The organism is Pseudomonas flexibilis (assembly GCF_000802425.1).
Taxonomy (GTDB): Bacteria; Pseudomonadota; Gammaproteobacteria; order Pseudomonadales; family Pseudomonadaceae; genus Serpens; species Serpens flexibilis.
Map to the genome: position 1 here is coordinate 22,833 of NZ_JRUD01000004.1, position 12,245 is coordinate 35,077.

Below are 12,245 nucleotides of genomic sequence, written 5' to 3' on the forward strand. Positions count from 1 at the left end.
CGGAGGGAGCCGGAAGAGCGGGGCTTTGCGCGTCGGTTTCGCTCACGTGTACGTCCTATCCATGTGGGGCCCGGTGGGCCTGCAATGCCTGAAGCAGCGCCGCGACACTGGCGCCACGGCAATCCACCACCTGCTCGGCGCCCGCGGCGCGGGCCAGCTCGGCAACTCGCGGGCTGGGCACGAACAAGGGTAGCCGAGCCAGTTCCGGCCAGGCCTCGCCGGCCAGCTGGCGCAAGTGTTCGAAGCCCTGGCCGCTGCTGATCACCAGGCCATTGAGCCGCTCAGCGGCGACGCGTCGGGACAGCTCGCCGCAAGCATAGTTGGGCAGGTGGCGCCGGTAGAGTGGCAAATAGTCCACCGCCACACCTTGGCCGCGCAGATGGTCGGCGAGCAATTCCCGGCCAGTATCACCGCGCATGATCAGCACCCGGGGGTTGGGCACCTTTAGGGCGTCGCTGAACGCTGGCAGTTCCAGCAGCGCCTCGCTGTCATCACCCCCCTCAGGCCAGCTGACGTCCAGGCCGTAGTCGGCCAGCAGCTGGCCGGTGGCCGCGCCCACGCTGAACCAGTGCTGGTTGATCGGTGGCTGCGGCCAATAGCGATCGACGCGCTCAAGGCCCAGGCGTGCCGCCGGCTTGCTGACCACGATCACCGCACAGTAGCGGTCCAGCTCCAGCAGCAGGCTGCGCTGCTCGGGGGTTTCCGGCAGCGGCTGGATGTCCAGCAGGGGCAGACAGCTGCCGTGAATGCCCTGCTCGGCCAGCTGCGCCGCCAGTGCGGCGCACTCCTCGGCGGGGCGCGTCAGCAGCAGGCGCCAGGCGCTCACGGATGGCCGGCCTCGCCGTAGACTTCGGCCAGGATGGCGGCAGCGCCCTGCTTCAGCAGGGCATCGGCCACCTGCACACCCAGCGCCTCGGCATCCTGGCGCGGTGCGCGGGCCTCGGCGCGCAGCAGACGGCCGCCGTCCGGCTGGCCGACCAGGCCGCGCAGCCACAGGTCGTTGCCTTCCAGCATGGCGTAGCAGGCGATCGGCACCTGGCAGCCGCCGTTCAGGTGCTTGTTGAGTGCACGCTCGGCAATGACCCGGTCGGCAGTATCGGCGTGGTGCAGCGGCGCCAGCAGCGCATGCACCTCACTGTCGGCGCTGCGGCATTCGATGCCCACCGCGCCCTGGCCACCGGCCGGCAGGCTGTCTTCGGCACTGATGAAGGAACGGATGCGTTCCTGGAAGCCGAGGCGGATCAGGCCGGCGGCGGCCAGGATGATGGCGTCGTACTCGCCGGCGTCCAGCTTGGCCAGGCGGGTGTTCACGTTGCCGCGCAGGAACTGGATCTTCAGGTCCGGGCGGCGGGCCAGCAGCTGGGCCTGGCGGCGCAGGCTGGAAGTGCCGACGATGCTGCCGGCGGGCAGCGCATCCAGGGAGTCGAAGGTGTTGGAAACGAAGGCGTCGCGCGGGTCTTCGCGCTCGCAGATGCAGAACAGGCCCAGGCCCTCCGGAAACTCCATGGGCACGTCCTTCATGGAGTGCACGGCGATGTCCGCCTCGTTCTCCAGCAGGGCGGTTTCCAGTTCCTTGACGAACAGGCCCTTGCCGCCGATCTTGGCCAGCGGCGCGTCCAGCAGCTTGTCGCCGCGACTGACCATCGGAACCAGGCTGACCTGCAGGCCGGGATGCGCCTGCTCCAGGCGCGCCTTGACGTATTCGGCCTGCCACAGGGCCAGGGCACTCTTGCGGGTGGCAATGCGGATTTCGCGGGACATGGGCAATTCCAGAACGAGAACTGCCGGCATGATAACAGGCCGCGGCCGGAGGCTGGACCGGCGCGGATCAAGGAAAGCGCCCGGCCGGCCCTACAGGTTGCTCATCAGTTTGCGCACGCCGGCGACATGACGGCGGCTCACGGTCAGCGCCTGATCATCCAGGCCCTTGAGGTACAGCTGGAAATGCCCCAGCGGTGTGCGCTGCAGGCGCTCGATGCGTTCGCGGGACACCAGCGCATTGCGATGGATGCGCACGAAGCGGTCACCGAACTCGTCCTCCAGCGCCTTGAGAGGCTCGTCCAGCAGCACCTCGCCGCCGCTGTGGCGCAGCGTCACGTACTTGTGATCGGCGATGAAGTAGAGCACCTGTTCCAGCGGAATCAGCTCGATGCCCTTGCGCGTGCGGGCGCTGATATGGGTGCGGGGTCCACCTCCGCCGGCTTGCGGCCGGGTCAGGGCGGCCAGCTGCATGCGATTGGGGCGCTGCGCCTTGTGCAGCGCCTCGGCCAGGTCCTCGCGGCGCACGGGCTTGACGACATAGCCGACCGCGCTGACCTGGAAAGCCTCCAGGGCGAATTCGTCGTGGGCGGTACAGAAGATGACCGCAGGCGGCGCTTCCTTTTCGCACAGGCGGGCAGCGACCTGCAGGCCATCCAGGCCGGGCATGCGAATATCCAGCAGCACCACGTCGGGCTTGAGGCTGTCGATCAGGGCCAGGGCTTCCTCGCCATTGGCGGCCGCGGCATCCAGCGCGCGATAACCTTCGATTTCTCCGAGCAGGCGTTGCAGACGTTCACGGGCGAGCGGTTCGTCATCGACGATCAAGACGTTCATATGGCTCTGGCTTCCTGCGTGAGACTGAAACAAGGATAGCGTAGACAGGTAAAGTGCCGTCCGTTACGGCGCTCCACGCTCAGACTCGCGTCAGGACCAAAAAGTGCCGTCAGTCGGCCACGGATGTTCGCCAACCCCTGCTGGGTGCCGCGCGATGCCGGCACCTCCCGCTCCGCCAGCGGGTTGCTGACCTGCAGCTCGAAGCGCCCCGCGCGCCATTGCGCCTCGATGCGCACCAGGCCGCCCTCGATACGCGGGGCCACCCCATGGATCAGCGCGTTCTCCACCAATGGCTGCAGGGTCAGCGGCGGAATCGGCAGATCATCCGGCACCCCATCGACGCACCACTCCACCTGCAGGCGTTCGCCGAACCGGTAGTGCTCGATGGCCAGGTAACGGCGCGTCAGCGTAACCTCCTCTCGCCAGTTGACCAGGCTGCCGGGGCTGGCCAGGCTGGCGCGGAACAGGTCGGCCAGGTCCAGCACCGCCTGTTCGGCCCTGGCCGGATCGCTCACCACCAGGCTGGCGATGCTGTTCAGGCTGTTGAACAGGAAATGCGGACGAATGCGCGCCTGCAGGGCCTCGATGCGTGCCTGCAGCTCGGCGCGCTGTTGCAGGCGCCACTGGCTCTGCAGGTAGAAGTAGCGCAATAGCAGGGTGCTCATGATCAGGCTGATCAGCGCATGACGAAGGTAAAGCGCCGGCTCCCCGCTGGGCGGGCCGCCCAGCTCGTACTGCTCGGCAACCGCGGTGCAGGCCAGGGTCAGCAGCACCACCACCAGGCAGCACCCCAGACCGGCGATCAGCGGCCGGCAACGTGCCAGCCAGGGGCGCAGCCGACACAGCACGGCGGCCGAGAGCAGCACGATCCACTGCACGAACAGCGAGACCAGGGCCAGGCGCACCCAGTCGAAGCCGACGGTCATCGGTTCGGCCAGTACCAGCACCAGCACCAGCAGCTCGGCCAGCAACACGAGGGTGAGCAGCGCCTCCGGCTCGCAGAGCGCGGGCACGAAGAAATCGTCGAGCGGGGCAGGTTTCGGGGTTAACAGGCGCATGGCGCTCATGTTGCCCGGGCGCCGCGTTGGCACAGCGATCTGGCGCACCGAATCGAGGGACGCCCCGGGCGTTCCGTGACCGGCTCGTCAGCCACCGGCGGCAGCGGCGCGCCGGCAGACCCTGCTATCATGCGCCATCCTTTGCGGGAGGCCGCCGGCGCGGCCCCCTGACCGTTGCGAACAGCCGAGAGCCTTCCATGAGTGTCGAGAAAACCAACCAGTCCTGGGGCGGCCGCTTCAGCGAGCCCGTCGATGCCTTCGTCGCCCGTTTCACCGCCTCCGTCGACTTCGACAAGCGCCTCTACCGCCACGACATCATGGGCTCCATCGCCCACGCCACCATGCTGGAACAGGCCGGCGTGCTCAGCGTCGCCGAGCGCGACGCGATCATCGACGGCCTGAAGCAGATCCAGGGCGAGATCGAGGCCGGCCAGTTCGACTGGCGCGTCGACCTGGAAGACGTGCACATGAACATCGAGGCACGCCTGACCGACCGCATCGGCATCACCGGCAAGAAGCTGCACACCGGCCGTTCGCGCAACGACCAGGTGGCCACCGACATCCGCCTGTGGCTGCGCGACGAGATCGACACCATCCTCGGCGAGATCAGCCGCCTGCAGCAGGGCCTGCTGGAACAGGCCGAGCAGCACGCCGAGGTGATCATGCCCGGCTTCACCCACCTGCAGACCGCTCAGCCGGTGACCTTCGGCCACCACCTGCTGGCCTGGTTCGAGATGCTCAGCCGCGACTATGAGCGCCTGGTGGGCTGTCGCACGCGCGTCAACCGCATGCCGCTGGGCTCGGCGGCGCTGGCCGGCACCACCTACCCGATCCAGCGCGAGATCACCTGCCAGCTGCTGGGCTTCGAGGCCATCGGCGGCAACTCGCTGGACGGCGTGTCCGATCGCGATTTCGCCATCGAATTCTGCGCCGCCGCCTCGCTGGCCATGATGCACCTGTCGCGCTTCTCCGAAGAGCTGGTGCTGTGGACCAGCGCCCAGTTCAACTTCATCGAGCTGCCCGACCGCTTCTGCACCGGCTCCTCGATCATGCCGCAGAAGAAGAACCCCGACGTGCCCGAGCTGGTGCGCGGCAAAACCGGCCGGGTGTTCGGCGCGCTGACCGGCCTGCTGACCCTGATGAAGGGCCAGCCGCTGGCCTACAACAAGGACAACCAGGAAGACAAGGAACCGCTGTTCGACGCCGCCGACACCCTGCGCGACTCGCTGCGCGCCTTTGCCGACATGATCCCGGCCATCAAGCCGCGCGTGGACGTGATGCGCGAGGCGGCCCGCCGTGGCTTCTCCACCGCCACCGACCTCGCCGACTACCTGGTGCGCAAGGGCCTGCCGTTCCGCGACTGCCACGAGATCGTCGGCCACGCGGTGAAGTACGGCGTGCAGACCGGCAAGGACCTGGCCGAGATGAGCCTCGACGAGCTGCGCCAGTTCAGCGACCAGATCGGCGACGACGTGTTCGCCGTGCTGACCCTGGAAGGCTCGGTGAACGCCCGCAACCACATCGGCGGCACCGCGCCCGCGCAGGTGCGCGCCGCCGTGCAGCGCGGCCGCGAGCTGCTGGCCACACGCTGATCGGCCCCGGCGGACGGCGCCAAGCCGTCCGCCTCCACCATGACCGATCGCGCCGACCGCAAGCCCCGCCAGCCGTTCGCCAACGCCTGGTTCTTTGCCGTCGCCGCGCTGTATGCGGCCCTGATCCTGCCCTGGTCGGTGCTCGGCCTGCTCGGCCTGCTACCCACCCCACCCGGGTTGGCCACGCCCTACGGCCACGCCCATGAAATGCTGTTTGGCTTCGCCCTGGCGGTGGTCGCCGGCTACCTGCTCGGCCCGCAACCACAACGGGTGACGCTGGCACTGCTGGCCGGCTGGGCCCTGGCGCGGCTGGGCTGGCTGTTATGGCCCGCTGGCTGGCTGTCGATGCTGGGCGCCGCACTGTTCGCGGCCGGGCTGGCCTGGAAGGTAGTGCCGCGCTTCGTCGGCGCGGCGAAGAAGTGGCGCAACCAGTCCGTCGCGCCATTGGTCATCGCCCTTGGCCTGGCCAGCGTGCTGGGCAGTCTCGACCCGCGCCTGTCGATCAGCCCGCACCCGGCCCAGGGTGCCCTGCTGGTGCTGGCCACCCTGCTGTTCTTCATGGGCGGGCGCATCATCGCCCCGGCGCTGGCCGGCCATGCGCAAAGCCAAGGCTGGAACCTGCAGGCGCGGGTGCAACCGCACCTGGAAGGGTCCGGGCTGGTGCTGCTGGGAATCGCACTGCTGGCCCTGCTGGTCTCGCTTGAGTCCGTGGGTGGCGCTCTAACGCTGGCCGCCGGCGCGCTGACAGGCATACGGTTGCTGCGCTGGCAGCCCTGGCGGCATCTGCGCCGCGCCGACCTCGCCGTGCTGCTGCTCGGCTATGCCTGGCTGGCGCTCGGTCTGCTGCTGTTCGGTGCCGCACTGCTGTTCGACGTGCTGCCGTTGACCGTCGCCCTGCACGGCATCACGGTCGGCGCACTCGGCACCCTGACCCTGGCGGTCATGGCGCGCACGCGCCTGCTCTATCGCTTGCGCGATGCCAACGCCGTCCCCTGGATCCACCCCGCCGCCGGGCTGCTCAGCCTGGCCGCCCTGGCACGCATCCTGCCCGTACCGCTGGGAGCCGATCCGTACCCCTGGCTGCTCGTGTCCGCCGCCTGCTGGTCGCTGGCGTTTCTGCTGCTGGCGGCGCTGCTCTGGCGGACCCGGGGCGCCCCGTAGGGAATCGCGCTTCACCGATCCACCAAGCGCGCCGCGAGGGCGCCGTTCCGGCGCAATGGCGGCCAGGAAGTCGCTGTCCGCCCTACGGTGGTTTTTCAGGTTGTGCTTTTGTGCATGAAAAAGGGGGCAGACTTTTCAGGTCTGCCCCCTCGTTCTCAAGCCACTTCCGGCTGCGGGCGCGGATCGCGCTCGGGGCGCGTTTCGTCCAGCAGTTGCTGGATGGAACGACGCCTGCGGTCTTCGGCCCGGCGGGTGAAGTACCAGGCCAGGAAGGTGAACAGCGAAATGACCAGCAGGATCAGGCTGGCGATGGCGTTGATGTCCGGCTTCACCCCCAGGCGCACGGCGGAGAATATCTCCATCGGCAGGGTGGTGGCGCCCGGGCCGGAGACGAAGCTGGCCAGCACCAGGTCATCCAGCGACAGCGCGAAGGCCAGCATGCCGCCGGCCACCAGCGAGGGCGCGATCATCGGAATGGTGATCAGGAAGAACACCTTCCAGGGCTTGGCGCCCAGGTCCATGGCCGCTTCCTCGATGGACAGGTCCAGCTCGCGCAGGCGCGACATCACCACCACCGCCACATAGGCGGAGCTGAAGGTGGTGTGGGCTATCCAGATGGTGGTCATGCCGCGCTCGGCCGGCCAGCCGATCAACTGGGCCATGGCCACGAACAGCAGCAGCAGCGACAGACCGGTGATCACCTCGGGCATCACCAGCGGCGCGGTGACCATGCCACCGAACAGTGTGCGACCCCGGAAACGCGGGATACGCGTCAGCACGAAGGCCGCCAGGGTGCCCAGCGCCACAGCGGCAATGGCCGTGTAGAGGGCGATCTCCAGCGAACGCATCACCGCGCCCATCAGTTGGCGGTTGTCCAGCAGACTGGCGTACCAGCGCACCGACCAGCCGCCCCACACCGTCACCAGCCGCGAGTCGTTGAACGAGTAGATGACCAGGATGACCATCGGCAGGTAGATGAACGCCAACCCGACCCACAGCATCAGGTTGGAGAAGCTCCAGCGCTTCATGGCTTGTCCTCCAGTTCCTTGGCCTGGTTGCGGTTGAACAGGATGATCGGGACTAGCAGGATGGCCAGCATGACCACCGCCAGCGATGCCGCCACCGGCCAGTCACGGTTGTTGAAGAATTCCTGCCAGAGCACCTTGCCGATCATCAGCGTCTCGGGGCCACCGAGCAGCTCGGGGATGACGAACTCACCCACCACCGGGATGAACACCAGCATGCAGCCGGCGACGATGCCGCTCTTGGACAGCGGCACGGTGATCTTCCAGAAGGTGGCGATGCGCCCGGCCCCCAGGTCAGCCGCGGCCTCCAGCAGGCTCAGGTCGTGCTTGACCAGGTTGGCGTACAGCGGCAGCACCATGAACGGCAGGTACGAGTAGACGATGCCGATGTACACCGCCAGGTTGGTGTTGAGGATCTGCAGCGGCTCGTCGATCAGCCCGATGCCCATCAGCACGCTGTTGAGCAGGCCGTTGTTGCTGAGGATGCCCATCCAGGCGTAGACGCGGATCAGGATCGCGGTCCAGGTCGGCATCATGATCAGCATCAGCAGGATGGTCTGCGCCTGCTTGTCGGCGCGGGCGATGGCGTAGGCCATCGGGTAGCCGATCAGCAGGCACAGCAGGGTGCTGACCAGGGCGATCTTCAGCGAACTCAGGTAGGCCAGCAGGTACAGCTCGTCCTCGCTGAGGAACACGTAGTTGCCCAGGTTGAGCAGGATCTGCAGCTGGTTCTCCGCCCACACGAAGATTTCCGTGTACGGCGGGATGGCCACCTCGGCCTCGGCGAAACTGATCTTCAGCACGATGACGAAGGGCAGCAGGAAGAACAGCAGCAGCCAGAAGAACGGGATGCCGATGACGACATGCCGTCCCGTGGGCAGGAAGCGCTTCAGCATCGCCAGGCTCATGACTGCAGCACCACGCCGCTGTCGTCGATCCAGTGCAGGTACACCGGGTCGTTCCAGGTGGGTCGTTTCACGTGCCGTTCGCTGTTGGCCAGGAACGCTTGCACCAGCATCCCGGACGCCAGGCGGATGTAGTAGGTGGAGTGACCGCCCAGGTAGGCGATGTCATGCACGGTGCCCTGCACCCAGTTGTAATCCGGGTGCTCCACCTCCGGCATGCTGGTGCTGATCAGCAGCTTTTCCGGGCGCAGCGCATAAGTGACGCGCTTGTCCTCGGCACGGGTGCTGATGCCGTGGCCGACATAGATCGGCCGCTCCAGCTGCGGGCAGGCGATGATCGCGTGGTCTTCCAGGTCCTCGATCAGCTCGCCCTCGAACAGGTTGACGTTGCCGATGAACTCGCAGACCAGGCGGCTGGCCGGCGTCTCGTAGATGTCCATCGGGCTGCCCACCTGGGCGATCCAGCCCTGGTGCATGATGGCGATGCGCTCGGCCATGGTCATGGCCTCTTCCTGGTCGTGGGTGACGATCAGGCAGGTCACGCCGACGCGCTCGAGAATGGCCACCAGCTCCAGTTGCATCTGCGAGCGCAGCTTCTTGTCCAGCGCGCCCATGGGCTCGTCGAGCAGCAGCAGCTTCGGGCGCTTGGCCAGCGAACGGGCCAGGGCCACGCGCTGGCGCTGGCCGCCGGACAGCTGGTGCGGCTTGCGCTTGGCGTACTGGCTCATCTGCACCAGGCGCAGCATTTCCGCCACGCGCTCGGCGATCTCCTCCTTGGGTAGACCGTCCTGCTTGAGGCCGAAGGCGATGTTCTGCTCCACGCTCATGTGCGGGAACAGCGCGTAGGACTGGAACATCATGTTGATCGGCCGCTCGTACGGCGGCAGATCGGTGATGTCCTGGCCGTCCAGGTAGATGCGCCCCTCGGTGGGTCGTTCGAACCCGGCGAGCATGCGCAGCAGGGTCGACTTGCCGGAGCCCGAGCCACCGAGCAGGGCGAAGATCTCGCCGCGACGGATGGTCAGGGACACGTCATCGACCGCCACGGTCTCGTCGAACTTCTTGGTGACACGGTCGATCCTGACCAGAATTTCCTTGGCTTGCTGATCGCCGCTGAGGGCTTTCTTGAAGGCGCTCGAGGCCACCGCCATATATGCACACTCCCCCGACATTACCTGGTGGCGCCAGGTCGGATGTTAAGTTTCGATGCGGAACGCCGGCAGCATTGCATTCCGCGCCCAGACAACCAGTACCACGTTAAAAGGCCGGAAGCCTCGCGGTCCGTTTCGGCTGCTTCGCAACGCCGATAGACCCCGAGAGCACCCCCGGTCAAAGGGGCGCAATTGAACCATCGAGCAGCGTCCAGGGCCAGCGCTGGACGCGCCTTTTTACGGCTTTATTTTCCGCTCTTTACCTTCGCCCAGCTGCGTGTCATCAAACGCTGCACAGTCGGCGGCAATTCGGCCGAAATGTACAATTTTTCCAACACTTCCGGCGGCGGATAGATGGCCTCGTCGGCCAGCACCTCGGGGTCCATCAGCTCCTGCGCAGCCAGGTTGGGATTGGCATAGCCGACGTAGTCGCTGACCCCGGCGATGACCTCGGGATCCAGCAGGTAGTTGATAAACGCGTGGGCCTGCTCGACGTTCTTCGCGTCGCTCGGGATGGCCAACATGTCGAACCACAGGTTGGCGCCTTCCTTGGGAATCACATAGCCGATCTCGATGCCCTTGCCGGCTTCCTCGGCGCGGTCGGCGGCCTGGAACACGTCACCGGAGTACCCCACGGCCATGCAGATGTTGCCGTTGGCGAGGTCCGAGATGTACTTGGAGGAGTGGAAGTAGGTCACGTAGGGACGCACCTCCAGCAGCCGGGCTTCGGCACGTGCAAAGTCATCGGGATTCTGGCTGTTGGGGTCCAACCCCAGGTAATTGAGCATCGCCGGCAGCATCTCGTCCCCGGAATCGAGGAAGGCGACACCACAGCTGGAGAGTTTCTTGATGTTCTCCACTTCGAAGACCAGCGCCCAGGAATCGACCTCGACATCCTCGCCAAGGGCGGCCGTAACCTTCTCGACGTTGTAGCCCAATCCGTTGGTGCCCCACAGGTAGGGCACGGCGTACTGGTTGCCGGGGTCGTTCACCTCCAGCTGGCGCAGCAGCGCGGGGTCCAGGTTGTTCCAGTTGGACAACTGGTCGCGGTCGAGTTTGCGGAAGGCGCCAGCCTTGATCTGCCGGGCGAGGAAGTGATTGCTGGGCACCACCACGTCATAGCCGGAGCGACCGGCCAGCAGCTTGCCTTCAAGGGTTTCGTTGGAATCGAAGACGTCGTAGACCGCACGGATGCCGGTGGCCTTCTGGAAATTCTCCAGGGTGTCTTCGCCGATGTAGTCCGACCAGTTGTAGACGTGGACCGTGGACTGGGCCTGGGCCGTGCCGGTCAGAGCCAGGACGGTGCAGGCGACAAGCAGGGCACTGCGATGGGGCATGGTGAAGTCCTCATGCGCGGGCCGCGAGAGGCGGCAAGAATGATGAAACGGCGACCGGCGGTCGCTCTCCTGTGCCCCTGAAATGCAGCGCGGGGCGGACGGTCACGCTCCTGGCCTTATGGCCATGTCGGTGTGGGCAGGGAAAAACGGCCGGCTGCCGAAGCAGCCGGCCGATGAATCAACGGCCGGACTTGATCTTGGTCCAGCTGCGGGTCATGGCGCGCTGCACCTTGGCATCCAGGTCGGGGAAGGCGTACAGCTTGGCCATCACCTCTTCCGGCGGGTAGATACCCGGGTCATTGCGGATCGCCTCGTCCAGCAGCGGAGTAGCCGCCTTGTTGCCGTTGGGGAACTGCACGTAATCGGTGATTTCCGCCATGATTTCCGGCTTGAGCAGGAAGTTCAGGAACACGTGGGCGTTCTCGACGTTCTTGGCATCGGCAGGAATGGCCAGCATGTCGAAGAAGGAGCCGGCGCCTTCCTTCGGAATCTGATAGTGAATGTTGACGCCGTTGGCGGCCTCTTCAGCGCGCGACTTGGACTGGTAGAGGTCGCCGGAGTAGCCGACCGCCACGCAGATGTTGCCGTTGGCGAGGTCCGAGATGTACTTGGAGGAGTGGAAGTAGGCCACGTGCGGACGAATCTTCAGGAACAGGTCCTCGGCCTTCTTCAGATCGGCACTGCTCTCGCTGACGGGCGACAGGCCCAGGTAGTTCAGCGCCGCCGGCAGCATCTCGGTGGGCGAATCGAGGAAGGACACGCCGCAGCTCTTCAGCTTTTCGATGTTCTCGGTCTTGAACACCAGGTCCCAGGAATCCACCGGGGCGCCGTCACCCAGCACGGCCTTGACCTTGTCCACGTTGTAGGCGTAGCCGATGGTGCCCCACATGTAGGGGAAGGAGTACTGGTTGCCCGGGTCGCTGGTTTCCAGGGACTTGAGCAGGTTCTTGTCGAGGTTCTCCCAGTTGGGCAGCTTGCTCCGGTCCAGCTTCTGGAACACGCCGGCCTTGATCTGCTTGGCCAGGAACGGGTTGGACGGCACCACGACGTCGTAGCCCGAGCCACCGGAGAGCAGCTTGGCTTCCAGCACTTCGTTGCTGTCGAACACGTCGTACACCACCTTGATGCCGGTTTCCTTCTGGAATTTGTCCAGGGTGTCCGGAGCGATGTAGTCCGACCAGTTGTAGACGTGCAGCACTTTTTCCTGGGCCTGAGCCAGACCGGCCACGGCCGCGGTCAGGGATAGCGCGAGAAAGGTCTTGCCGAAGAGTTTCATGCCTTCACTGCTCCGATTGTTTTTTGAGTACTCAGATGGCGTGGCTGGCGAGCGAGCCCACTGCCGCGACACACCCTGGTGAGCCTGGCCTACGCACGCGCGAAGTCTGGCAAGGAGCCCGTGTCGATACAACTGGCTGCTCGGC

At 66.1% G+C, this 12,245-nt stretch carries 11 protein-coding genes; 2 read left to right on the forward strand and 9 right to left on the reverse strand.

Annotation, left to right across the window (positions count from 1 at the left end; all coding sequences use genetic code 11):
- Positions 1-55: 55 nt before the first annotated feature.
- The 4 genes from SF06_RS04115 to SF06_RS04130 all read right to left on the reverse strand — a co-directional run bounded on the left by SF06_RS04115 (position 56) and on the right by SF06_RS04130 (position 3,653).
- Positions 56-826, reverse strand: a complete 771-nt coding sequence (locus tag SF06_RS04115; protein ID WP_027589263.1) for a uroporphyrinogen-III synthase — start codon at positions 824-826, stop codon at positions 56-58.
- Positions 823-1,761 carry a hydroxymethylbilane synthase gene (hemC, locus tag SF06_RS04120; protein WP_027589262.1) on the reverse strand — a complete coding sequence of 313 codons (939 nt, stop codon included), beginning with the start codon at positions 1,759-1,761 and terminating at the stop codon, positions 823-825. Before hemC ends, SF06_RS04115 begins: the two co-directional genes overlap by 4 nt.
- Before the next feature lie 90 nt (positions 1,762-1,851).
- On the reverse strand, positions 1,852-2,595 hold the full coding sequence (locus tag SF06_RS04125; RefSeq protein ID WP_039560109.1) for a LytR/AlgR family response regulator transcription factor: 744 nt from the start codon (positions 2,593-2,595) through the stop codon (positions 1,852-1,854).
- Positions 2,592-3,653, reverse strand: a complete 1,062-nt coding sequence (locus SF06_RS04130; protein WP_027589260.1) for a sensor histidine kinase — start codon at positions 3,651-3,653, stop codon at positions 2,592-2,594. Before SF06_RS04130 ends, SF06_RS04125 begins: the two co-directional genes overlap by 4 nt.
- Before the next feature lie 197 nt (positions 3,654-3,850).
- On the opposite strand from SF06_RS04130, the gene argH reads away from it, so the two are divergent.
- Both argH and SF06_RS04140 read left to right on the forward strand, forming a co-directional pair.
- Positions 3,851-5,245, forward strand: coding sequence for an argininosuccinate lyase (argH, locus tag SF06_RS04135; protein WP_039560110.1), 1,395 nt, complete (start codon positions 3,851-3,853; stop codon positions 5,243-5,245).
- A gap of 39 nt (positions 5,246-5,284) precedes the next feature.
- A complete protein-coding gene (locus SF06_RS04140) occupies positions 5,285-6,406 on the forward strand; it encodes an NnrS family protein (protein WP_027589258.1) in 1,122 nt (373 codons plus the stop codon).
- Positions 6,407-6,561: 155 nt separating this feature from the next.
- Here SF06_RS04140 and SF06_RS04145 read toward each other — a convergent pair whose 3' ends face one another.
- The 5 genes from SF06_RS04145 to SF06_RS04165 all read right to left on the reverse strand — a co-directional run bounded on the left by SF06_RS04145 (position 6,562) and on the right by SF06_RS04165 (position 12,100).
- Entirely contained in the window at positions 6,562-7,434 is an 873-nt protein-coding gene (locus tag SF06_RS04145; RefSeq protein ID WP_027589257.1) for an ABC transporter permease subunit, read from the reverse strand.
- Positions 7,431-8,312 carry an ABC transporter permease subunit gene (locus tag SF06_RS04150; protein WP_162172912.1) on the reverse strand — a complete coding sequence of 294 codons (882 nt, stop codon included), beginning with the start codon at positions 8,310-8,312 and terminating at the stop codon, positions 7,431-7,433. Before SF06_RS04150 ends, SF06_RS04145 begins: the two co-directional genes overlap by 4 nt.
- Before the next feature lie 23 nt (positions 8,313-8,335).
- Positions 8,336-9,487 (reverse strand): ABC transporter ATP-binding protein, encoded by a 1,152-nt coding sequence (locus SF06_RS04155; protein ID WP_027589255.1) that lies wholly within the window; start codon positions 9,485-9,487, stop codon positions 8,336-8,338.
- 245 nt (positions 9,488-9,732) lie between these two features.
- Positions 9,733-10,824: a polyamine ABC transporter substrate-binding protein gene (locus SF06_RS04160; protein WP_052199707.1), complete on the reverse strand. Its 1,092-nt coding sequence runs from the start codon at positions 10,822-10,824 to the stop codon at positions 9,733-9,735.
- A 178-nt stretch (positions 10,825-11,002) separates the two neighbouring features.
- Positions 11,003-12,100, reverse strand: a complete 1,098-nt coding sequence (locus SF06_RS04165; protein ID WP_027589253.1) for a polyamine ABC transporter substrate-binding protein — start codon at positions 12,098-12,100, stop codon at positions 11,003-11,005.
- Positions 12,101-12,245 lie beyond the last annotated feature (145 nt).

What these genes read in the sequence shown, in the direction of transcription:
- hemC (WP_027589262.1), bottom strand. Translation starts at nt 1,761, where the DNA reads ATGTCCCGCGAAATCCGCATTGCCACCCGCAAGAGTGCCCTGGCCCTG.
- SF06_RS04125 (WP_039560109.1), bottom strand. Translation starts at nt 2,595, where the DNA reads ATGAACGTCTTGATCGTCGATGACGAACCGCTCGCCCGTGAACGTCTG.
- SF06_RS04130 (WP_027589260.1), bottom strand. Translation starts at nt 3,653, where the DNA reads ATGCGCCTGTTAACCCCGAAACCTGCCCCGCTCGACGATTTCTTCGTG.
- argH (WP_039560110.1), top strand. Translation starts at nt 3,851, where the DNA reads ATGAGTGTCGAGAAAACCAACCAGTCCTGGGGCGGCCGCTTCAGCGAG.
- SF06_RS04140 (WP_027589258.1), top strand. Translation starts at nt 5,285, where the DNA reads ATGACCGATCGCGCCGACCGCAAGCCCCGCCAGCCGTTCGCCAACGCC.
- SF06_RS04145 (WP_027589257.1), bottom strand. Translation starts at nt 7,434, where the DNA reads ATGAAGCGCTGGAGCTTCTCCAACCTGATGCTGTGGGTCGGGTTGGCG.
- SF06_RS04155 (WP_027589255.1), bottom strand. Translation starts at nt 9,487, where the DNA reads ATGGCGGTGGCCTCGAGCGCCTTCAAGAAAGCCCTCAGCGGCGATCAG.
- SF06_RS04160 (WP_052199707.1), bottom strand. Translation starts at nt 10,824, where the DNA reads ATGCCCCATCGCAGTGCCCTGCTTGTCGCCTGCACCGTCCTGGCTCTG.
- SF06_RS04165 (WP_027589253.1), bottom strand. Translation starts at nt 12,100, where the DNA reads ATGAAACTCTTCGGCAAGACCTTTCTCGCGCTATCCCTGACCGCGGCC.